The organism is Bradyrhizobium sp. UFLA05-153, from assembly GCF_054185185.1.
Map to the genome: position 1 here is coordinate 16,497 of NZ_JBBIAM010000003.1, position 21,048 is coordinate 37,544.

Annotated in this window: 19 protein-coding genes; 12 read left to right on the forward strand and 7 right to left on the reverse strand. The window is 64.4% G+C overall.

The window, feature by feature from the left end:
• Positions 1-170: 170 nt before the first annotated feature.
• The 3 genes from Q2941_RS02780 to Q2941_RS02790 form a co-directional block, all read right to left on the reverse strand.
• A complete protein-coding gene (locus Q2941_RS02780; RefSeq protein WP_254109807.1) occupies positions 171-1,265 on the reverse strand; it encodes an HD domain-containing protein in 1,095 nt (364 codons plus the stop codon).
• A 457-nt stretch (positions 1,266-1,722) separates the two neighbouring features.
• Entirely contained in the window at positions 1,723-4,014 is a 2,292-nt protein-coding gene (locus Q2941_RS02785; protein WP_458191592.1) for a xanthine dehydrogenase family protein molybdopterin-binding subunit, read from the reverse strand.
• Positions 4,011-4,502 carry a (2Fe-2S)-binding protein gene (locus Q2941_RS02790; RefSeq protein ID WP_027523943.1) on the reverse strand — a complete coding sequence of 164 codons (492 nt, stop codon included), beginning with the start codon at positions 4,500-4,502 and terminating at the stop codon, positions 4,011-4,013. Before Q2941_RS02790 ends, Q2941_RS02785 begins: the two co-directional genes overlap by 4 nt.
• A gap of 308 nt (positions 4,503-4,810) precedes the next feature.
• Between Q2941_RS02790 and Q2941_RS02795 the strand changes: the two genes are divergently transcribed.
• The 4 genes from Q2941_RS02795 (at position 4,811) to Q2941_RS02810 (ending at position 7,511) form a co-directional block, all read left to right on the forward strand.
• Complete coding sequence (locus Q2941_RS02795; protein ID WP_458191593.1) at positions 4,811-5,596, forward strand: alpha/beta fold hydrolase; 786 nt, start codon at positions 4,811-4,813, stop codon at positions 5,594-5,596.
• 3 nt (positions 5,597-5,599) lie between these two features.
• Positions 5,600-5,938 carry a hypothetical protein gene (locus tag Q2941_RS02800; protein WP_254109803.1) on the forward strand — a complete coding sequence of 113 codons (339 nt, stop codon included), beginning with the start codon at positions 5,600-5,602 and terminating at the stop codon, positions 5,936-5,938.
• A gap of 174 nt (positions 5,939-6,112) precedes the next feature.
• Positions 6,113-6,784 (forward strand): dienelactone hydrolase family protein, encoded by a 672-nt coding sequence (locus tag Q2941_RS02805; protein ID WP_254109802.1) that lies wholly within the window; start codon positions 6,113-6,115, stop codon positions 6,782-6,784.
• A 247-nt stretch (positions 6,785-7,031) separates the two neighbouring features.
• Entirely contained in the window at positions 7,032-7,511 is a 480-nt protein-coding gene (locus Q2941_RS02810; protein WP_035662825.1) for a hypothetical protein, read from the forward strand.
• 37 nt (positions 7,512-7,548) lie between these two features.
• Here the strand turns inward: Q2941_RS02810 and Q2941_RS02815 are convergent, their stop codons facing one another.
• The 4 genes from Q2941_RS02815 to Q2941_RS02830 all read right to left on the reverse strand — a co-directional run bounded on the left by Q2941_RS02815 (position 7,549) and on the right by Q2941_RS02830 (position 10,201).
• Complete coding sequence (locus Q2941_RS02815) at positions 7,549-7,869, reverse strand: hypothetical protein (RefSeq protein WP_458191594.1); 321 nt, start codon at positions 7,867-7,869, stop codon at positions 7,549-7,551.
• A 236-nt stretch (positions 7,870-8,105) separates the two neighbouring features.
• Positions 8,106-8,837 (reverse strand): polysaccharide biosynthesis/export family protein, encoded by a 732-nt coding sequence (locus Q2941_RS02820; protein WP_027527815.1) that lies wholly within the window; start codon positions 8,835-8,837, stop codon positions 8,106-8,108.
• 254 nt (positions 8,838-9,091) lie between these two features.
• Entirely contained in the window at positions 9,092-9,748 is a 657-nt protein-coding gene (gene msrA, locus Q2941_RS02825) for a peptide-methionine (S)-S-oxide reductase MsrA (protein ID WP_458191595.1), read from the reverse strand.
• A 135-nt stretch (positions 9,749-9,883) separates the two neighbouring features.
• Positions 9,884-10,201 (reverse strand): hypothetical protein, encoded by a 318-nt coding sequence (locus Q2941_RS02830; protein ID WP_027527813.1) that lies wholly within the window; start codon positions 10,199-10,201, stop codon positions 9,884-9,886.
• 386 nt (positions 10,202-10,587) lie between these two features.
• Here Q2941_RS02830 and rpsT point away from each other — a divergent pair, with 386 nt between their 5' ends.
• The 8 genes from rpsT (at position 10,588) to Q2941_RS02870 (ending at position 20,916) form a co-directional block, all read left to right on the forward strand.
• On the forward strand, positions 10,588-10,854 hold the full coding sequence (rpsT, locus tag Q2941_RS02835; RefSeq protein WP_027527812.1) for a 30S ribosomal protein S20: 267 nt from the start codon (positions 10,588-10,590) through the stop codon (positions 10,852-10,854).
• 1,314 nt (positions 10,855-12,168) lie between these two features.
• Positions 12,169-13,587 carry a chromosomal replication initiator protein DnaA gene (gene dnaA / locus Q2941_RS02840; RefSeq protein ID WP_458191596.1) on the forward strand — a complete coding sequence of 473 codons (1,419 nt, stop codon included), beginning with the start codon at positions 12,169-12,171 and terminating at the stop codon, positions 13,585-13,587.
• Between the two features lie 253 nt (positions 13,588-13,840).
• Complete coding sequence (gene dnaN, locus Q2941_RS02845) at positions 13,841-14,959, forward strand: DNA polymerase III subunit beta (protein ID WP_458191597.1); 1,119 nt, start codon at positions 13,841-13,843, stop codon at positions 14,957-14,959.
• A 328-nt stretch (positions 14,960-15,287) separates the two neighbouring features.
• Positions 15,288-15,653, forward strand: coding sequence for an endonuclease domain-containing protein (locus tag Q2941_RS02850; RefSeq protein WP_254113540.1), 366 nt, complete (start codon positions 15,288-15,290; stop codon positions 15,651-15,653).
• A 74-nt stretch (positions 15,654-15,727) separates the two neighbouring features.
• The gene (gene recF / locus Q2941_RS02855) at positions 15,728-16,864 is read left to right on the forward strand and encodes a DNA replication/repair protein RecF (RefSeq protein WP_458191598.1); all 1,137 of its coding nucleotides are present in this window, start codon (positions 15,728-15,730) and stop codon (positions 16,862-16,864) included.
• A gap of 123 nt (positions 16,865-16,987) precedes the next feature.
• Positions 16,988-19,165 carry a hypothetical protein gene (locus Q2941_RS02860; protein WP_458191599.1) on the forward strand — a complete coding sequence of 726 codons (2,178 nt, stop codon included), beginning with the start codon at positions 16,988-16,990 and terminating at the stop codon, positions 19,163-19,165.
• A gap of 141 nt (positions 19,166-19,306) precedes the next feature.
• Complete coding sequence (locus tag Q2941_RS02865; protein ID WP_458191600.1) at positions 19,307-20,098, forward strand: hypothetical protein; 792 nt, start codon at positions 19,307-19,309, stop codon at positions 20,096-20,098.
• A gap of 137 nt (positions 20,099-20,235) precedes the next feature.
• Entirely contained in the window at positions 20,236-20,916 is a 681-nt protein-coding gene (locus Q2941_RS02870; RefSeq protein ID WP_458191682.1) for a hypothetical protein, read from the forward strand.
• Positions 20,917-21,048 lie beyond the last annotated feature (132 nt).

Sequence of the window (21,048 nt, forward strand, 5' to 3'; positions counted from 1 at the left end):
ATTGCGACACCAATACGGTCGGCCATGTTTGTTTGGCGACTATTCCGATGGCAGAAAGGTGACGGGACCAATGAAAGCGGCCGCAGACGACAAGCAGGCTGCACGGGAGGACATGGGGTGGGACGGTGCGCGAAGAGCGCGCCTTTGCCTACCCTACGGCCGCGAGTTCATCAGAACGATCCCAACGCCACCGGGCGGAAGGCCTGCACGAGCTGCTGGTCCAGCTTGCCGGCCATGCCCTCCAGCATCGCGAAGGCGCGGGAATGGGTGAAGGGCATGCGGTAGGCGCGCTTCTCGACCAGCGCCGCGTAGATGTCGACGATGGTCGTCAGGCGGACGATGTCGCTGATCTGGTTCGACGAGAGCTTGTTCGGATAGCCGCTGCCGTCGAGGAACTCGTGGTGGTGCAGCACCACATCGAGCATTTCCGGCGGAAAGCCGCCTTGCGCCGCGAGCGCCTCGTAACCGCGGCGCGGATGCTGGCGAACCTCGTCCATCTCCTCGTCGGTGAGCTTGCCGGGCTTGTCCAGAAGCTGTGACGGCACGAAGGCCTTGCCGACATCGTGCAGCAGAGCGGCGCGGGTCAGGCGGCGCTGGTCGTCCTCGCGCATGCCGAGATGCTGCGCGAAGGCAACCGCAAAGCCGGTGACGAACAGACAGTGCCGGTAGCTGCCGACATGATGGCAGCCGACGGTGGTGAGCCACTCGCGCAGCGAGGAATGCTTGATCGCCTTGAGGATCTTGCTCTCGGCGGCGATGACGTCGTCGAAGGTCAGGGGCACGCCGAGCGGCAGCTTCTCGAACATTTTCGCCAGCACGCCATGCGCCGCCTCGACGCCACGGTTCAGCGTCTTGCCGCGATCGCTGGCGTCGTAAGTGGTGGTGTCCGGAAACGCGGCGCGGATGCGCTGCAAAATGGCCTCGGGTTGCAGTGGCCGCGAGATCGTGTCGGTGGCGCCCAGCGCCCACGCCTGCATGGTGCCGTGGTGAAGCGCATCCGCCAGCACGAACAGACGCGGCATCGAACGATAGGCATCGCCGCGCAGCTTGTTGCGCACCCGCTGCACGCTCTCGGGCGAGCGCAGGTTGATGTCGACGACGATGCCGGAGAGATCGCGCGCCGGCTGCTCGGGGATCTCCTCAGTCGAGACCGTTGCGACGTCGCCGACGGACTGCAGGATGTGGGCGAGCTCGCTGCTCTGGTCGCTGCGGTCGGAGGCCAGGAGGAGCCTGCGTTTGGCGGCGGGTTTGGCTGAGGCGGTCATGGCTTCCCCAAAAGCAACTGAACAGGCAACTGAAAAGAGCACTGCGCTCGACTGCACCACCCTAGCGGCATCAGGTTCTCCGGCCCTTAATGCGCGTGCTGAACGGGAACCTGCGGGGTTTGTTAAAGTTTGAGGGATTTTGCCGAGGTGCCGACGGCTCGGCCAAAAATGTCGAAAACAACCCCATGCAAAGTAACGCGGCAGTCGCCGAAGCCATTTGACAGGTCGGCCAAAGAGACCGTGCTGGATGCCAACCCCACTCTCGGCCGTCATCACCCGCGAAAGCGGGTGATCCAGTATTCCAGAGACAGCGCGAGGATACGGACAGGCCGCGGCGTACTGGATGCCCCGCTTTCGCGGGGCATGACGTTGAGTTTGTGGCAAGGCCGACCCGCAAAACAAATCCGCCGGAGGTCGCCCTCCGGCGGATCGTCTCAATTGCAGTCTGCGGCCGGCCTTACGCCTTCATGTTCGCCTTCACGGCCTCCGCCGTGATCGGCAGGCTGCGCACGCGGGCGCCCGAGGCGTTGAAGATGGCATTGCCGATGGCGGGTGCGACCACCGTCACCGCGGGCTCGCCGACGCCAGTCGCCTTCTCGCCATTGGCGATCACGGCGACCGCGACTTCCGGCATCTGGCTCATGCGCAAGGGCGTGTAGCTGTCGAAGTTGGTCTGCTCGATGCCACCGTCCTTCAGCGTCGCCTTCTCGTACAACGCGAGCGACAGGCCCCACAGCGCCGCACCCTCGACCTGGGCGCGGATGTTGTCGGGATGTACCTGCGTGCCGACGTCGGTCGCGACCGTGAGCTTCTTCACGGTCACGGCGCCTGACGGCGCGACGGCGACGTGCGCGACGCACGCCGTCCAGCTTGCGGTGGCGCGCTCCTGCGACGACACGCAGGCCACGCCCATGCCTTCTCCCTTGGGGAGCTTCTTGGTGCCGTAGCCGGCAAGGCCCATCGCAGCGAGCAGCGTGTTGCGCAGCCGCTGCGCGCCGCCGTCGTTCTTGCCTGCGCCGTCGAGCAGCGAGATGCGGAGCTGGGCGGGGTCCTTGCCCGTCGCAGCCGCGATCTCGTCGATCATGCTTTCGACGGCCCAGAAGGTCCAGCCCGGCGCCACCGAACGCAGCTGACCGGACGGGGTGGCGTTGTGCGCCATCTCGTTCTTGATCGCCCGCACATAGTGGTTGGGCACGGTGTAGAAGAAGTCCGACCCGTTCACCGTGAAGCTATCGAGCGGGCCCTTCTTGTCGACCGAGGGTGTCAGGAAATCGGGGATTCCCCAGCGCGCGGTCGGCCAGGCCGAGACTACGTCGTGGCTGATCGCGACGATCTTGCCGTCGCCGTCCACGCCGGCCTTGACCTTCTGGTAGGTGAGCGGACGCGAGAAATCCATCGTCATGTCGTTCTCGCGCGAGTAGATCACCTTGACCGGCTTGCCCACGGCCTTGGCCGCCTGCACCGCCGGCACCATCATGTCGGCATCGAGCCGCCGGCCGAAGCCGCCGCCGAGCCACATCTGGTGCATGACCACGAACTTCGGATCGATCCCGGCGGCACCGGCGGCGATCGCGCCGGAGCGCGTTGCGAACTGGTTGCCGGAATAGATGTGCAGGATGTCGCCCTTGAACTCCGCGGTGGCGTTCATCGGCTCCATCGGCGCGTGGATGTTGATGTTGGTGGTGTATTCCGCCTCCAGCACCTTGGCCGCCGAGCCGAACGCCGCGTTCGGATCGCCGTCCTTGACGAAATACTGTCCGGAATCGTCGAGGCCCTGGAGCCGCTTCGCCTCGTCCAGCAACGACTGGCTCGACAGCTTTGCGTTCGGACCGCCGTCATAGGCGATCTTCAGCGCGTCCGCCGCCTTGCGGGCCTGCGCGTAGGTGTTGGCCACCGCCACGACCCAGCCCGAGGTGGTCTGCGTCTTGTCGTCGACGATGACCGCCTTGATGAAGCCCGGCACTTTCTTGGCATCGCTGTCGTCGACCGATTTCACCGTGGCGCCGAAGCGCACCGGCGGAGTGACGACCTTGCCGTAGGCCATGCCCGGCAGCATGACGTCGATGCCATACTTGGCCGTGCCGTTGGTCTTGGAGGGGATGTCGAGCTGCGGCACCGACACGCCGATCATGGTGTACTGGTCCGGCGTCTTCAGCTTGATGGCCTTGAGATCGTCGGCCGTGAACGTCTTGGTCGCCTTGCCGCTCTTGACGATCTCGGCAAAGGTCATCTGCTTCTTCGACTTCGGATGCGAGATCACGGAGTCGCGCACGACCAGCTCGTCCTTGTAGAAGGGCGGCAGGCCCATCGCGGCGGCCGCAGCTTCCGTGAGCGCAATGCGGCCCGCGGCACCCGCACGGCTCATCGCGTCGAAGTTCATCATGGTCGACCAGCTGCCGCCGGTGATCTGCGCACCCAGCACGGGGTCGTTGAACTTCGGATCGTTGGAGGCGAGTTGCACGCGCATGTCGCTCCACTTCGCGCCCAGCTCTTCGCAGACGATCTGCGCCATGGTGGAGGCGATGTGCTGGCCCATGTCGGCCTTGCCGCAGGTCACGGTGACGAGACCTTCGGGCGAGATCGAGTACCAGACGCTCGGCTCGAAATTCGAAGGCGCGGCAAGCGCCTCACTGACGCCGGGGACGCCGGCATAGCCAAGCACGAGGCCGGTGGCCGCAGTGCCGACCAGGAACGAGCGGCGGCTGAGATCAGTCGTCTCGGCGGTGACGTTCTTTACGTGCTGATTCATGTGGGCCTCCGCTCATTGCCGGAGGCGGACGCGGTGCGCATCTCGGATGCGGCACGCATGATCGCCTTCTGAATCCGCGAATAGGTCATGCAACGGCAGAGATTGCCGTCCATATGCGCGACGACCTCTTCCTTGGTCGGGTTCGAGTTCTTCGACAGCAGCGCTGCGGCCTGCATGATCTGACCGGACTGGCAGTAGCCGCATTGCGGGACCTGCTCGGCGATCCACGCCTTCTGCAAGGGGTGATCGCCCTTGGCGGAGAGGCCTTCGATGGTGGTGATCTTCTTGCCGGCGACGTCACCGACCATGGTCTGGCACGAGCGGACGGCTTCGCCGTTGACGTGCACGGTGCAGGCACCGCACAGACCGGCCCCGCAGCCGAATTTCGTGCCGGTCATCTGCAATTGCTCGCGGATCGCCCAAAGGAGCGGCGTATCGTGCGCCGCATCCACGGACATACTCCGCCCGTTGATGGTGAGAGTAGGCATGGTTTCTTCCCCTGCCGGTGCATGAAGCCGCTTACGGCGGCAACTTGTCTGACCGAAACCCACCGGGCTGGCGTCGGCCTTGGGCGCGAGAATGATCGCGTTCGTTTGCCGAGGCAAATGCAATTTGGAAACGATCGAAACAAACATGATGCTGGCATCACCGTTGTGCGTTGCCACAACGATCTGACGCAACCGCCTGACGGAATAAGCGTAAAATTCGCATGACGCATGCATGCCGTCACGCTGAGGCAGTTTCCTCGAAGTAACTCATCACGCTAGGATGTTCGACATCAACACAGGTGGGCGCGATGCCACGGATCGATCGGGACGGAGTTGCCATCCACTACGAAGTCCACGGCAGCGGGCCGCCGCTGCTTCTGACCCACGGCTATTCATCGACGTCGGCGATGTGGCATGGGCAGATCGATGCGCTCGCCAGGCACACCACGCTCGTGCTGTGGGACATGCGCGGTCACGGCCAGTCGGATTATCCCGACGACCCCAATGCCTATAGCGAAGCGCTGACCGTCGGCGACATGGCCGCAATCCTCGATCCGGTCGGCGCGCAGCGCGCCATCATCGGCGGGCTGTCGCTCGGCGGTTACATGTCGCTCGCCTTCTATCGCGCGCATCAGAAGCGCGTGCGTGCGCTCCTGATCGTCGACACCGGTCCGGGCTTCAAAAAGGACGATGCGCGCGAGGCCTGGAACGCGCGCGCACGCGCCACGGCCGACAAGCTCGACCGCGAAGGTCTCGAGGTGCTGACATCGGCGACCCGCGAGCGCGCGACCGCCAGCCACCGCAACGCCAGGGGGCTTGCGCTCGCCGCGCGCGGCATGCTGACCCAGCGCGACGCGAAGGTGATGGAGCTGCTGCCGGACATCGAGGTGCCGTCGCTAATCGTGGTCGGCGCCGACGACACCCCGTTCCTCGCCGCGTCCGACTACATGGCGGCAAAAATCCGCGGCGCACACAAGGTCGTGATTCCCGCAGCCGGGCATGCCGTCAACATCGATCAGCCGCAGGCTTTTGTTGACGCAGTGGTCCCCTTCCTGAAAAATCTGCCGCACGAGGCGGGCCGCGAAGGGACCTGAACGATGAAGCCGACGATGATGGCAACTGTCGCGATAGTGCTGGGCATGATGACGGCCGCGGCGCAAGCCGAGCAATGGACGCCGCCGCGCCTGCCCTTCGTCACGACATTGTCGAACACCACGCCGCTCGCCTTCGGGATGGACGCCGCCCAGGCCGCGCAGGCGCTGGGCCAGCCGCTGCAATATGTTCGCGGACGCCCCGGCAACGAGATCTACCTCGCCTTGCGCAATCTCGGCGGCAGCCGGCTCATCCCCCACCGCAACCGCCTGTTCCTGCAATTCCGCCATGGTCGCCTCGCAGGCTGGAAAGAGGACTACGGCGAGAACTGGATGTGGGAGTAGAACCGCGACTCTCACTCCTCATGGTGAGGAGCGCCGAAGGCGCCTCTCGAACCATGCAGCCCCCGCTGAAGCAACAGGGCCTTCATCCTTCGAGACGCGCGCAAGAGCACGCTCCTGAGGATGACGAGTCGGAGCGGTATTCTGGATCAACAACCAACAACGAAGGACAACCTCGTGGGACAGGACATCCAACTGACGGCCTCCGACAATTTCCAGCTTGGCGCCTATCGCGCCGACCCCACCGGCGCGCCGAAAGGCGCGGTGGTGGTGATCCAGGAGATTTTTGGGGTCAATCATCACATCCGCTCGGTGTGCGACCGGCTCGCCAAGGAAGGCTATGTCGCGGTCGCGCCGTCGATCTTCGATCGCACCTCGCCCAATTTCCAGTCGGGCTATTCGCCCGACGAGATCGCCGAGGCACGCAAGTTCGTCGTCAACCCCGACTGGGCAGCGATGCTGCACGATACGCAGGCCGCGATCGACGCGGTGAAGAGTGTCGGCCCGGTCGGCATCATCGGCTTCTGCTTGGGGGGCAGCATCGCCTATGTCGCGGCGGCACGGCTGTCCGGCCTCTCGGCCGCGATCGGCTATTATGGCGGCGCCGTCGTGCGCTTTGCCGACGAGAAGCCGAAGGTGCCGACGCAGCTGCATTTCGGAGAGAAAGACGCCGGCATTCCCCTGACTGACGTCGAGACCATCAAGGGCAAGCGGGCGGACGTCGAGGTCTTCATCTATCCCGGCGCTCAACATGGCTTCCACTGCGACGAGCGCGCGAGCTACGACAAGACCAGCGCCGACATCGCCTGGCCGCGCAGCATGGCGTTCTTTGCGAAGCATTTGAAGTAGAGCGCGACTCTCTCACCGTCGTCATTCCACATTGCGCACTTGCGCAATGGGGATGCGCGGACAGGCGCAGGCCCGGAATCCATCGCGCCTCAGAGATCGTAACGAAATGGATTCCGGGCTCGCGACTTCGTCGCGCCCCGGAATGACGGAGGGGGAGGATCGCGTTTGCCTTTGCGGAAATCGGGTGGGCGATGACTGGTCCTGGCGATAGAGCTGTTTCAAAGCCAACTCATCTCGGGACATCGTCATGCAAGACACCATGCGCCGCGTCATCCGCAACCCGTTCGGCACAATGGACGTGCCGGAACCCAACGACCATGACGTGATCACCTATGCCGCGACGGCGACACTCGGCGGCGGCGAGGACGACGGCAACGCGGCACAATGGGCCTCGATGCCTGCAGCATCCGATCCTCTGGACGGCGCCTGGGCGAGCCGGTGGAGCGGCGGCGCCGATCCGACCATTTTGGGCGATGCGCCGGACAAGTGGAAACAGGGCCGCGCCGAGCTCCGCGTCGCGGGGAACCGGATCTATCTGCGCTTCGATTGGGACGATGGCCGAAGGCACGGGCTCATCGATGCCGTGCGCGACGGTGCAGATCGCCTGGTCGGAAAATACATCAACCTGACGGACCCCGGCATCACGCGGCCATGGGTCGGGCGCGTGGTCGACGCGGCGCGCATCGACGGATGCTTTCCGAACGGGCGACTTGATTTCAGGCGGTGAGGCGTGGGTCTTGGCGGGAACACAACTCTTAACGTCGTCATTCCACATTGCGCAATTGCGCGATGTGGAATGGCTCGACGAACTCGTATTGCGTGACGGTGGCGAGAAACGAGAGAATATCATCCCAGCTCACGACCGTGGAAGGCGAGCCCTGCACCATGACCGGACACTCGATCACCATCACGGGTTCGGTGATGCCGAGGTCGCCGTCGATGCCCCAGTGATCGCGCCACAGCCTGACGGCTTCCGATGGACCGGAAGCCCATACGAACTGGTCCATGGAGGCGCCGATGTCGTCGGGGTACACATGCCCGACCTGCTCGACCGACGGCCGGACCTCGTAAAGCAGACATATCATTCGTTCTTTGCTCCCTTATGTCCGATCAGTACCCGATCACGCGCGTATCGTAGAGCTGCCGCGCGGCATCGTCGCCGGCGAGCGTTCTTGCGCCGCCAATTGCAGGATCAGCTTGATGTTATTCCGGGATGCGTGAAGGCGCAGGCCCGGAATCCATCATGCCCCAAAGACTGTGGCAAAATGGATTCCGGGCTCGCGACTTCTTCGCGCCCCGGACTGACGGTGATGAGAGAGGATCAGAACCAGCGTTCGCCGACGTAGACGGTGTCGCCGGGGCCGACGGGAGTGCCGAGCGGCACCACGGCTCGCATCGCGCCGCCGGCATCGCTGCGGGTCACCGTGACCACGTCCCGTTTGGCGCGCGGCGAGAAGCCGCCGGCGATCGCGACGGCGCTTTCGACCGTCATGTTCGGCACGTAGGGATATTGGCCGGGCGCGGCGACTTCACCCAGAATGAAGAAGGGACGATAAGCCTCGATCTCGACCGCCACCGACGGTTCCCGGATATAGCCGTTGCGCAGCCGCACGCCGATTTCGGAGGCGAGCCCGGCCGTGGTGCGACCGCGCGCCGGCACCGCGCCGATCAGCGGCATGGTGATCGCACCGCCGGCATCGATCGCGTAGGTGTTGGTAAGACCTTCCTGGCCGTAGACCACGACGCGCAGCTTGTCGCCGGCATCGAGATGATAGGACGCGTCATAGCGCACCGGCATCGGCGCGGCATAGCCGACCGCTGCAGGCGCGGGAGCTGCGGCAAAGGAATTGCGGAGCGCGCCGATGGCGCCGCCACCGGAATTGTCGACGACGGCGACCGGTTGCGGCCCGGCGGGCTGGCCATAGGCCATGTAGTCGAGATCGCTGCGCGGCTGCGCGACCGCGACGGGACCGACGGTTTGCATGCAGCCGCCAAGGGCAAGCGCGGCGGACGCTGCCAGGATCGACAATCGAAACGCGTGCGCAACCCGCACTGGAGCCATCCCTTGAACCGAGATAGCTCCAGTCTTGCACCGGTTATGGTTAATAAAGCGTTGAGGGTCGTAGGGCCCGACAATGCGGCCAACGGGCGCGGTGCGCTCCCTCTCCCGCTTGCGGGAGAGGGTTGGGATGAGGGTGCCTCCGCAATGAACGCTCTTTGAATAGAGAGCCCTCACCCGCATTGCATCTCACGATGCGATGCGACCTCTCCCGCAAGCGGGAGAGGTGCACCGAGTTCGTGGCTAGATCACGCGCTCACACCGACGCCGATCGGACAGGACACGCCGGTGCCACCAAGGCCGCAATAGCCCGCCGGATTCTTGGCGAGATATTGCTGGTGGTAGTCCTCGGCGAAATAGAACTCGCCGGCGGGCGCAATCTCGGTGGTGATGGCGCTGAGCCCCTTGGCTGCGAGCGCCTTCTGATAGAGCGCCCTGGACTCGTCGGCCGCCTTCTTCTGCGCATCGTTATAGGTGTAGATCGCGCTTCGATATTGCGTGCCGACGTCATTGCCCTGGCGCATGCCTTGCGTCGGGTTGTGGTTCTCCCAGAACGCCTTCAACAGCCGCTCGTAAGAGATCTTCTTCGGATCGTACACGACCAGCACCACCTCGGTGTGGCCGGTGCGGCCCGAACAGACCTCTTCATAGGTAGGATTGGGCGTATGGCCGCCGGCATAGCCGACCGCGGTGACGTAGACGCCCTCGCCGAGCTCCCAGAATTTGCGCTCGGCACCCCAGAAGCAGCCGAGCCCGAACACGGCCTGCTCGAGACCCGCGGGGTAAGGCGGCTTGAGCTTCTGGCCGTTGACGAAATGGGTGGTGGCGGTCGGTAAAGGCTGCGCACGGCCCGGCAGCGCCTCGGCTGCGCTCGGGAGTGCAGTGGTCTTGCGCATGAACAGCATGGTCGGATCTCCGAAACGAGCTGTCCGTCGCCCAAGCAGGGGTGCTTGAGGCGGCGTGCTCGCGATGCCAGTTGAATATAGGCATTTACGGCTGGAGAGGCAGCCCTGTTACGCCGCCTCCTTATCCAGGAGCGGTCAGTCCCGCGAATAGCCGATCAGGGGTTTCCGCGGCCGGAACAGGATCATCAGGAGGATGCCGAGAATGCCCAGCACGGCGAAAACCGGCTGGTCCAGCACCAGGCGGATCACCGAGGTCCATAGCCAGGGGGCCTTGGCCTCGACCCAGGTCCGAAACGCCTGCTGGCTGGACTGATGGATATCGTTCCAGAACTGGCCGAACCGGGTGAACCGCAGGGTCTGGTCCGCCACCCAGCGGGCGCCGTCATAGACCATGAAGATGAAGCCGCCAGCCAGCAGCAACAGGCCGATCAGTCGGAAAAAGCCGCGGATCATGCATCACCTTAATATGCCCGTCCGGCCGGGACGAGGCGAACGCCGCCAGCCAATACCGGGGCGAGAGCGGAAATTCAACCTCGTCAGTACGTTACGGCAGTTCCCGGGCTGGCAGGGGGGGCCTTTGCGGCCTCCCGAAGCCGTTGACGGTGCCGCAGGCCCCCTCTATAAGGGCGCCAACTGGCGGCGGGCGCAATCCCGCCGCCGCTGTTCTTTGAGCCGTGTGAGGCAGCCGTATAAGGCAATGGCCGTAAGGCTGGCGCGCAAGCTCCGGGAATAGCCTTAGCAACCGAACACCCTAAAACCGAGCGTCGATTTCGCGGTTCAAGCAGCCGGCGCTAATCCGAGCAAGAAGCGACCGGTCACCGCAGAGGATTTTTGAGACTATGGCCAACACCACTTCCGCCAAGAAAGCGACGCGCAAGATTGCCCGTCGTACCGCCGTCAACAAGTCGCGTCGCACCCAGATGCGCGGCGCAGTCCGCACCGTCGAAGAGGCGATCAAGTCCGGCGATCGTGCCGCCGCGCTGAAGGCGCTGGCGAACGCCGAGCCCGCCCTGATGCGTGCCGCGCAGCGCAACATCATTCACAAGAACAATGCGAGCCGCAAAGTGTCACGGCTGACGCATCAGATCGCCAAGCTCGGCAAGTGATCCGACCGCACATCGCGGAACGCGGATGAAGCCCGGCACGCGCCGGGCTTTTTCTTTTTGTTGCTGCACGCGACGAATATCAGAGCGAGCCGGGGCTTCTGATTCAGAGCTCTGCGGCCGGAGCTCGTTGATACCTGGTCTTTGACACAAGCGCGCCGATAGATACGAGCTCTTGGATGGGCTCTTGGATGGGCTCTTGGAAAAATTTTTCGGCGCGCTATTTTACCTCTCGTAGTTTACCTGCTGGCGATTCCGTCACACCGGAAACTTTCATCGCAGTTGCGAAAGGCCCGTGTGGCGCGGCAGAACGAGTTTCTGCCTCGGCATTTGAACACCGTAGTTTCCACGGGAGCTGTGCAAAGACAGGGTTACCCTGCAAAACGAGACTCGAAAAACGATGTCTCGATAATCACTTATCCACATAGCGCCGGGAAGCATTTGGAAAATTGGCTCACACGGCACTCGCGTGACGCTTTTGTAAATTTTTTTTGCGCGCTGTCGGAGAATTGTCACATGACGCGCATTGCTTTCGATTCTGCACGGCGATTCAAAAACTTGGTTCTCGACCCTGTGAACAACTCCCGCGCCGCGTTAACGCAGATCAGGATTTAAGCTCCTCAACTGTGAATCAATTCCGTTGCGAGTCTCTGCGCATCGTGTATTTCTTAAAGCCGTCCGCAGCGCCCACGATCTTGAGACCAGCGCGGTTTTAGAAACGGGGCGAGCGTGCAAATCGGCGGCGGTGTGCACGTGGGCGACGCTTTACCAAGCGATTGTCGGTTTGAAACCCATAGCAATATGGGAAGGGTGGTTCTTTGTCGAAATGTCTCCTAGCGGGGCATTCGTGTCTCGTTCGCGTTCAGACGCAACGGAGAGACAGCGACGGGCGACCCGACAAGCGCGAAGGCAGCGCCACGCGGACGAGTTAGGAAAGACGGGCGGGCCTCGTGCTGGGAATGTGGAGTTCCTGCACGAAGTTCATAGACGACACGCAGGACCTTGCCGTGAGCAATCACGGCAGGACGGGGAGGCACCATGTCGAACGAACGTAACGCGGTATTGAATCACATCTCATCATCCAACGATGCCGTTTCGAGTTCGTCCTCCGACCAGCCTCCGGCGAGTCCTTGTGCGCTGAGTACGCGCTGACCTCGCGAACCCTCCATCCTTGACATCACTGGTCTGCCTCGCGGCGTTCGCGCCGAACGGGTGACCTGTGCCTTCAGGATGGCCTCGCTTGAGGTCGTGCCGTGGCAGGAAACCTGCAACGGCACTCGCAACGCAACCTTATCTCCAAAGAAAAGTTTACAAACAATGACATCGGAACAGGATCGCTGGTCACGCGTGAAGGGGCGGCTGCGCTCGAGCGTTGGCGAGGACGTCTACACCAGCTGGTTTGCACGCATGGATCTCGAAGGGGTGCAGGAGGAGAGCGTGCGGCTGTCGGTCCCTACGCGCTTCCTGAAGAGCTGGATCCAGGCGCATTACGCCGAGCGTGTGCTCTCCTGCTGGCAGGCCGAGCTGCCGGAAGTGCATCGTATCGACCTCACCGTGCGCACCGCTGTGCGCCCGACCATCGCGCTCAAGGAAGCGCCGGCGCCGATCGAGGCCAAGCGCATGGACGGCCGCCCCTCGGCCGAGCTGCGCGCAACCGCGACCGCGCCAGTCTCCGCCAGCCATGACGCGCTCGGTGGCTCGCCGCTCGATCCGCGCCTGACCTTTGCAAGCTTCGTCGTCGGCCGCGCCAACACGCTGGCGCATGCGGCGGCACGCCAGGTCGCGGAAGGACGCCGCGGCGATCCCGTGATGTTCAACCCGCTCTACATCCATGCCGGCGTTGGCCTCGGCAAGACGCATCTGCTCCAGGCGGTGACCTGGGCCGGCAATTCCGGTAGCGAGCGCAAGGTGCTCTACCTTACCGCGGAAAAATTCATGTACGGCTTCGTCGCTGCGCTGAAGACGCAGACGGCGCTCGCCTTCAAGGAAGCGCTGCGCGGCATCGACGTGCTTGTCATCGACGATCTCCAGTTCCTCCAGGGCAAGTCGACGCAGGCCGAGTTCTGCCACACGCTGAATGCGCTGATCGATGCCGGCCGCCAGGTCGTGATCGCGGCCGACCGCCCGCCGTCCGATCTCGAGAGCCTGGACGATCGCGTTCGCTCGCGGCTCGCCGGCGGCCTCGTGGTCGAGATGGGATCGCTCGGGGAAGACTTGCGGCTTGGCATTCTCAGGTCGCGTGTCGCAGCCGCCCGCGCCCATCATGCAAGCTTCGACGTGCCCGAGGAGGTGCTGAACTATCTGGCGCGCACCATCACCCATAACGGCCGCGACCTCGAAGGCGCGATCAACCGGCTGCTTGCTCATTCGAAGCTCAACAACCAGCCGGTGACGCTGGAAATGGCCGAGCGCGAGGTGCGCGACCTGATCCGGCCGCAGGAGCCCAAGCGCATCAAGATCGAGGACATCCAGCGCGTGGTGGCGCGGCAGTATAATGTCAGCCGCTCCGACCTCTTGTCCTCGCGCCGTACCGCCAACGTGGTCCGGCCGCGGCAGGTCGCGATGTACCTCGCCAAGACGCTGACCTTGCGCTCGCTGCCGGAGATCGGCCGCCGCTTCGGCGGACGCGACCACACCACCGTGCTGCACGCAGTGCGCAAAATCGAGGCACTGGTCAGCAAGGATGCGGCGCTGTCCGAAGAGGTCGAATCCTTGAAGCGCCAGCTTCAGGAATAAACCCCTAAGGCCATTCCGACCTGCCATCGATCGTCCCGGCTTTGCCGCCGGGGCGAGGGGCAAAATCGGGATGTAAATCGTGGGGAACAGCACCCCAATCCCTTGAATCGGATGGCTTTACGCGCCACCTTGCGCGACCCTGACGGCTTTGATCATATCGGCTGGATGATCCGGCTTTGTCGGGTTTCTTCCGTGCCGCGGCGCCGCTTTCGGCCGCCCGGCTTTTCCATCCTGGGATCGGGCGGGTAGTGCAATGAAGGTTACGGTCGAACGCGCGCAACTCCTGAAATCGCTGGGCCACGTCCACCGCGTGGTCGAGCGCCGCAACACGATCCCGATCCTCGGCAACGTGCTTCTCCGCGCAGAGGGCGCGAAATTGTCACTGAAGGCGACCGACCTCGATCTCGAGGTGACGGAGACGCTCGCCGCCGAAACCGCGACCGCCGGTTCCACGACCGTGCCGGCGCACATGTTCTACGACATCGTGCGCAAGCTGCCCGACGGCTCGCAGATCGTGCTGGAAGGCGACGGCGACCGCTCGGTGCTGGCGATCCGCGCCGGCCGCTCGCGCTTCACGCTGCAGACGCTGCCGGAGAATGATTTTCCCGATCTTGCGGCCGGCGACATGTCGCACTCCTTCAATCTTGCCGCCAAGGACGTGAAGCGGCTGATCGACCGCACCCAGTTCGCGATCTCGACCGAGGAGACGCGCTACTATCTCAACGGCATCTATCTGCATGCCGCGGGCTCAGCCAAGGCTGCGACCTTGCGCGGCGTCGCCACCGACGGCCACCGCCTCGCCCAGCTCGATCTGGTGCAGCCCAAGGGCGCCGCCGGCATGCCTGGCGTGATCGTGCCGCGCAAGACCGTCGGCGAGGTGCAGCGCCTGATCGAGGACAGCGAGGCCGAAGTCACGATCGAGCTGTCGCAGGCCAAGATCCGCTTCACCATCGGCAATGTGGTGCTGACCTCAAAGTTGATCGACGGCACCTTCCCCGACTACGGCCGCGTCATCCCGCAGAACAACGACAAGGAACTGGTCGTCGACAAGAAGGATTTTGAGGCCGCGGTGGACCGCGTCTCGACGATCTCCAGCGAGCGCGGCCGCGCGGTGAAGCTCTCGCTCTCCGCCGGCAAGCTGGTGCTGTCGGTCACCAATCCGGATTCCGGCAGCGCGACCGAAGAGCTCGAGGTCGAATACGCCTCGGATGCGCTCGATATCGGCTTCAACTCGCGTTACCTGCTCGACATCGCCGCCCAGATCGAGGGCGAAGTCGCAACCCTCAAGCTCGCCGACCCGGGTTCACCGACCCTCGTCCAGGACCGCGACGACAAGAGCGCACTCTACGTGCTGATGCCGATGCGGGTGTGAGCCGCGTGGCTCCGCGTCGACGCCAAACTCATGAACCGATTGCGCTGCGTATTGCTGTGCCCTCTCCCCTTGCGGGAGAGGGCAGCTCCGCTCGTCGACACAACCTCACTCGGGTGAGGGGTCCTCTCTCCGCACCTGCAATGCGGAGGCAACCCCTCACCCGGCTTCGCTTCGCGAAGCCACCCTCTCCCACAAGGGGAGAGGGTGAAGCACCGGCTTTGCCTCACGCCAAAGACGTGATGCGCGTTGCTGTGCCCTCGCCCCTTGTGGGAGAAGGTGAAGGCACACCACCGCCGCTTCACGAACAGATGTGCGATGTGAGGGGTTGGTGCCGCAAGACCCGCATCATCGACCGACCGCCACGCATCTGCGTGAATTCGCGAAGAAGATGCGACAAGAACCGACGGATGCAGAAGCCGCAATGTGGCGGCTGCTCAGGGATCGCCGGCTCTCCACTGTCAAGTTTCGCCGACAAGTTCCTTTCAAGAACTACATTCTCGATTTCGTCTGCTTCGAGAAGCGGCTTGTGATCGAGATCGACGGCAGTCAGCACGCAGAACTGCAAAGCGACACGAGACGCGATGCAGCGCTCGCCACGGAGGGGTTTCAAATCGCGCGCTACTGGAACAACGATGTGTTGCAACAACCCGCGGCCGTATTGGAGGACATTCTTGCAAAGCTCAGCGCGCGGTAAGATACCCCTCACCCGTCGCCTCACTTCGTGAGGCGCCACCCTCCCCCACAAGGGGGGAGGGTAAGAGGACCCACATGACCCCTTCCCGCATTCATAGCCTCACGCTGACGCAGTTTCGCAATTACCGGGCGGCGGGGCTCGAGACGGCTGCTGACATGGTGGCGCTGGTCGGGCCCAATGGTGCGGGCAAGACCAATTGCATCGAGGCGATCTCATTTCTGTCGCCGGGCCGCGGCTTGCGACGGGCCACGCTGGAAGACGTCGCCGACAATCAGGGCGACGGCTCCTGGGCGGTCTCCGCGCAGGTCGAGGGCGCGCTGGGCCTTGCCACGCTCGGCACCGGCATCGATGCGCCGCGCGCCGACAGCGCGGCGAGCCGGCGCTGCCGCATCGACCGCGAGCCGGTCAACTCGGCGAGCGCCTTTGGCGACCACATCCGCATGGTGTGGCTGACGCCGGCGATGGACGGCCTGTTCATGGGCGCGGCCTCGGAGCGGCGGCGCTTCTTCGACCGCCTGGTGCTTGCGATCGACAGCGAGCATTCCAGCCGCATCTCGGCGCTTGAACGATCCTTGCGCTCGCGCAACCGGCTCCTTGAAGTACGCAACTATGACGACCATTGGTGCGACGCCATTGAGCGCGAGACCGCGGAGCTAGCGGTCGCGGTCGCAGCGACGCGCGGCCAGACCGCGGCGAAGCTGACCGAGATGCTCAATGCCCGCGCGCAATCCTCCGCCTTCCCGTCGGCGCAAATCGCGCTCGACGGCTGGATGGAGAACGCGTTGCTCACAGAGACCGCGACCTCGGTCGAGGACCGCTACCGCCAGATCCTGCGCGGCAACCGCCCGCGTGATGCGATCGCCGGGCGCACCACAGACGGTCCGCACCTGACCGACCTCCAGGTCGTCTATGCGCCGAAAAGCATGCCGGCGCGCGATGCCTCGACCGGCGAGCAGAAGGCGCTGCTGATCGGGCTCGTGCTGGCGCATGCGACGCTGGTCGCCGAGATGACCGGCATCGCGCCGCTCTTGCTGCTCGACGAGGTCGTCGCGCATCTCGATCCCAACCGCCGCGCCGCGCTGTTTGCCGAACTGCAAAAGCTCGGCGCGCAGGTGTGGCTGACCGGCGCGGACCCGGCCGCCTTCGCCGAGATCGGCAGCTCCGGCGAGGTGTTCGACGTCGAGAACGGACGCATCACGGCGCGCCGGTAGGGTCTCACCGTTGAACCTGGCGGGTTCCCCCGGCGACTAGTCTCTTAAGGCCGCGCCGGCAGTGTCGCAGCCGTTGCAATCGCGCGAGGATTTTGGACGCGCGACATCCTTGGAGATTTGACGATGTCGACGGTAAGGCGCGGGGCGAAAGTTCCGGCACGATGGCGGCTGTTTGCGTGCGGCCTCGCTCTTCTCGCAAGCGGATCGATTTCGGCCAGGGCCGACGACGGCATCGTCGACGTCCACGGGCTTCCCAGGCTGGAGGGCGCGTTCGAGGACAATTCCCGCCCCGATCCCAATCGCATGCAGTATGGCGTGCCGACTGTGGTCGCGGTGACGCGCGCTGCCGTCAAGAAGATGCTCGCAGCCGACGGCTGGGTACCTTATGTCAGGCCGCTCGACGAAAACAATACCGGTCTCGTCTTCAAGAAGGGGCGGCAGGGACTGTCGGTCTCTTTCACGCAGTGGCTCGGTCGCCCCGACCAATCGGCGGTCTATTACTCCCCGGACCGCATTTATTCGAATGTGCCCTTCCCCGACGGCGCGATCGATCTCGTGTTCGACGAGACCCGGCCCTATCTCGGCTGCATCGCGCCCACCGCTTTCGATGCGACGCTGGCGTTCTACACGAAGGAAATGGCCGCCATCGGCTGGCGCAAGCTCACGCCCGAGACGGCCGCAAGCTGGCCGAATGCGGACCTGACCGAAACCATGCCGAACGGCGTCCGCGCGTTCTACGACCATCCCGATGACAACGCGACGGGATTCTATCGTCAGAAGCCGGTGATGCTGACGCTGATGCGCCGCGACGACGGCCGCACCAATGTCGAGATCAAGATCGCGCCGTTCGCCTTGCCGACCGATCTTCGCGCCGAGGACATGGCCGGTCTGCCGGCACCAACCCCTCGCAAGTCCGCAAGTGGCCGGGGCGATGCCCGATCGAACCGGCGCGAGCTGACGGTCGCCGCCCTTGCCGAACTGCCCGCCGTGCTCGCTTTCTACCATCGCGAATTTGCATCGCGCGGCTGGACCGAAGAGGGAAATGCACCTCTTGCCGCAGGCGATGACGTCGCGCTGAAATTCTCCTCGCCCGAGGAAGCCGGCGTGCTGCACCTTGGCCGCAAATATGATTTCACGATGGTCACGCTGACCGCGCAGGTGAAGGAGTCCGTGCTGGCCGCCCGCGCCAAGGCAAAGAAGGACGCCGACGACCAATTCATGAAAGACGCGGAGCAGATGGCGAAACAGGTCATCGCCGCGGACGAAGTCAGGCGCAAGGCGCAGGCCGCTACGCTGTCCGATTCGCCGTTGCAGGCGCAGGCCGGCAGCACCACGCCGGTGCCATTGCCGGAGAACGCTCAGGAGGTGGATTTCAAGGGCGATGACGGCCGGCTCGAATTCAACTCCACCTCCAGCGTCAAGGCGATCACCACCTTCTACCGTGCAGCGCTGAAGCAGGCGGGCTGGAAGGAGCAGCCCTCGGTGATCAACCAGCCGAACATGGCGGTCCTCGAGTTCGCCAAGGGCGGCAAGACGATCTCGTTCACGGTGATGCAGATGGGCGCCAAGGTGAATGTCAGCGCCGACGGGTCCGGCCTGCGCATGGCCGCGGCCAAGCCTGCGTCCACCGGCAAGCAGGCCGGCAGCGATCAGGCTGGCGCGCAGGCCAAAGCGTCCGCGCCACTCGAAGCAGACCCGGAGTCCGCGCTGCCCGTGCCGAAGCAGCGCACCTCGACCTCACTCGGCACGGCAAAATTGCCCGGCATCGAAGCCCCGTTCCGTCGCGAGCTCGAAGCCAGCGTGCCCGCGGAGCTTAGCGACGTGCTCGCGTTCTATCGCAGCGAACTCACCAAGCTCGGCTGGCAGGAGAAGCCGGATGGCGCGGTGGTCGCCGCCGATCGCGTGCAGCTCGCTTTCGCCTCGCCGCAGGGGCCGGCAACGCTGAAGCTCGGCCGCGCCAATGGCGAGACCTCGGTCAACCTGGTGCAGAAGAACCCGGATGCCGCGACGAAAGCGGACATCATGCCCAAGCCGGGCCAGGCCAAGCTGCTGCTCGGCAACATGGGCAACCAGGAAGCCGTGCTCACCATCAACAAGCAGACCATCAAGATCGCCGCCGGCGCGGGCGGACCGCAATCGCCGAAAGTGCCGATGCTCGATCTGCCGCCCGGCAAGTACCAGTACGCGCTGAAGGTCGCGGGGCGCCCGGCCCACAACGAGGCGATCGAGCTCGGCGCCGGGGATGCCTGGGGCCTGATGGTGGGTCCGACCGGCGAGGTGCTGCCGCTCCAGATGTACTGACCTCGCCGCCTTTGCCGAGATCCGGCCAGGTTGAACCTGGCCGGTTCGAGGGGCGACTAGTCGTCTAGAGGCTGCGGCCACCGTGTCGCAGCCTCTGCATCGCGCGAAGACGCGCGATACCCTTGGAAAGTGAGTACGACGATGGTCAGGCGCGGGATGAAGGTTTCGGCACGATGGCGGCGGGTTGCGTGCAGCCTCTTCCTCTTGGCGGGCTCGCCAATCGCGGCACAGGCTGGCGCCATCATGGACGTGAACGTCGAGGCCTATCGCAACTGCGTCGCGCCGAGCCCGCTCGCCAGGATCAAGGCTGCGATCGGCTGGCAGACGCTCACGCCAAATCCCGACAAGGCCGTGCCCGTGCCGACGGCATCCAGCTTCAGCAGCTTCAACACGACCGTGACGCCCGGAAGCAAGGCTCCGCTTCGGAGCACGCTCGAAGCCTGCGTGCCCGCGAAGCTTGGCGACGTGGTGGCCTTCTATCGCACGGAGCTTGGCAAGCTCGGCTGGCAGGAAAAGCCGGACGGCACGGTGATCGCCGCCGATCAGGCGCAGCTTGCCTTCACCGTCTCGGAGGGATCGGCGGTGCTGAAGCTCGGTCGCAAGAACGGCAACACCTCGGTCAGTCTCGTGCAGAAGAACTCGGACGCCGCGACCAAGGCGAACGTCATGCCCAAACCCGGCCAGGCGGCGCTGGTGTTCGCCAATACCGGCGACAACGAAGCGGAGCTCACCATCAACGAGCAGACGATCACGATCGCGGACCGCTACCAACACGCGCTGAGGCTCGATCTGCCACCGGGCGAGTATTCCTACGAGCTGCGCGTGCCGGACCATCCGACCCGCACCGACACCCTCACGCTCGCCGTCGGCGACGCCTGGGAGCTCACGGTGGGGCGCGACGGAGACGTCCGGTCGCCGTTCCATCTGTACTGACCCCGCAGCCCTTGCCGAATCGGTCAAATTGAACCTGGCCGATCCGTGGGGCGACTAGCGTCCAGCGGCAGCTGGCGATGCAAGCGGCGTCGCGCGAGGATCAAGACGCGCGACATCCCTGGAGAGTGAGTGTGACGATGGTCAAGCGCGCTACGAATGTCCCGGCACGATGGCGACTGTGGGTGTGCGGCCTCGCTCTTCTCACAAGCTGCTCGCAGGAGCCGCTGACCGCAGCAGATCCCAACGCCGACATGCCCGTGCCGACGCGAGCCAGCCACACAAGCTTCAGTACCACGCACAAGACCGGCATCGAAGTCCCGTTACAGCTCGAGCTCAAAGCCCACGTGCCCGCGGAGCTCAGCGACGTACTGGCCTTCTACCGCACGGAACTCGGAAAGCACGGCTGGCGGGAAAAGCCGGCGGGCGCGATGGTCGCCGCCGATCGCGCGCGGCTCGTCTTCGCCTCCCCGAAGGGGCCGGGCATGCTGACGCTCGACCACGCCAAGGGCGAGACCACGGTCAGCCTGGTGCAGCGGAATACGGAGGCCGCAGCCAAGGCCAACTTCCTGCCGATATCAGGACAAGCGCGGCTGATATTCGGCTATCTCGTGCCGGACGTGGCTTCGCTTGTGATCAACGATCAGACCATCAAGATCGCGGGCGGCGAAAATCATCCACAGGTGCTGGATCTGCCGCCCGGCACGTATTCCTACCAGTTGCTCGTGTCGGGCCATCTGGTGCGCACCGATACCATCACCCTGGCCTCAGGCGAGACCTGGGATCTTCACGACGATAAGGAGCCGTCCCAGATATACTGAACCCGTGGCTGTTCCAGAGGCCTACGGCATCTCGGAACGCGCTTCTCCGGCCCGCAAAATCCACTCCTTCGGGAGCCAAGAACGCGCCCTCGAATCGGGCTTTTTGTGAGCCTGAGAATCGGGCTTCGAGCG

Coding starts and splice junctions, on each gene's coding strand:
- Q2941_RS02780 (WP_254109807.1), bottom strand. CDS start 1,265: ATGACCGCCTCAGCCAAACCCGCCGCCAAACGCAGGCTCCTCCTGGCC.
- Q2941_RS02785 (WP_458191592.1), bottom strand. CDS start 4,014: ATGAATCAGCACGTAAAGAACGTCACCGCCGAGACGACTGATCTCAGC.
- Q2941_RS02790 (WP_027523943.1), bottom strand. CDS start 4,502: ATGCCTACTCTCACCATCAACGGGCGGAGTATGTCCGTGGATGCGGCG.
- Q2941_RS02795 (WP_458191593.1), top strand. CDS start 4,811: ATGCCACGGATCGATCGGGACGGAGTTGCCATCCACTACGAAGTCCAC.
- Q2941_RS02800 (WP_254109803.1), top strand. CDS start 5,600: ATGAAGCCGACGATGATGGCAACTGTCGCGATAGTGCTGGGCATGATG.
- Q2941_RS02810 (WP_035662825.1), top strand. CDS start 7,032: ATGCAAGACACCATGCGCCGCGTCATCCGCAACCCGTTCGGCACAATG.
- Q2941_RS02815 (WP_458191594.1), bottom strand. CDS start 7,869: ATGATATGTCTGCTTTACGAGGTCCGGCCGTCGGTCGAGCAGGTCGGG.
- msrA (WP_458191595.1), bottom strand. CDS start 9,748: ATGCTGTTCATGCGCAAGACCACTGCACTCCCGAGCGCAGCCGAGGCG.
- Q2941_RS02830 (WP_027527813.1), bottom strand. CDS start 10,201: ATGATCCGCGGCTTTTTCCGACTGATCGGCCTGTTGCTGCTGGCTGGC.
- rpsT (WP_027527812.1), top strand. CDS start 10,588: ATGGCCAACACCACTTCCGCCAAGAAAGCGACGCGCAAGATTGCCCGT.
- dnaA (WP_458191596.1), top strand. CDS start 12,169: ATGACATCGGAACAGGATCGCTGGTCACGCGTGAAGGGGCGGCTGCGC.
- dnaN (WP_458191597.1), top strand. CDS start 13,841: ATGAAGGTTACGGTCGAACGCGCGCAACTCCTGAAATCGCTGGGCCAC.
- recF (WP_458191598.1), top strand. CDS start 15,728: ATGACCCCTTCCCGCATTCATAGCCTCACGCTGACGCAGTTTCGCAAT.
- Q2941_RS02860 (WP_458191599.1), top strand. CDS start 16,988: ATGTCGACGGTAAGGCGCGGGGCGAAAGTTCCGGCACGATGGCGGCTG.
- Q2941_RS02865 (WP_458191600.1), top strand. CDS start 19,307: ATGGTCAGGCGCGGGATGAAGGTTTCGGCACGATGGCGGCGGGTTGCG.
- Q2941_RS02870 (WP_458191682.1), top strand. CDS start 20,236: ATGGTCAAGCGCGCTACGAATGTCCCGGCACGATGGCGACTGTGGGTG.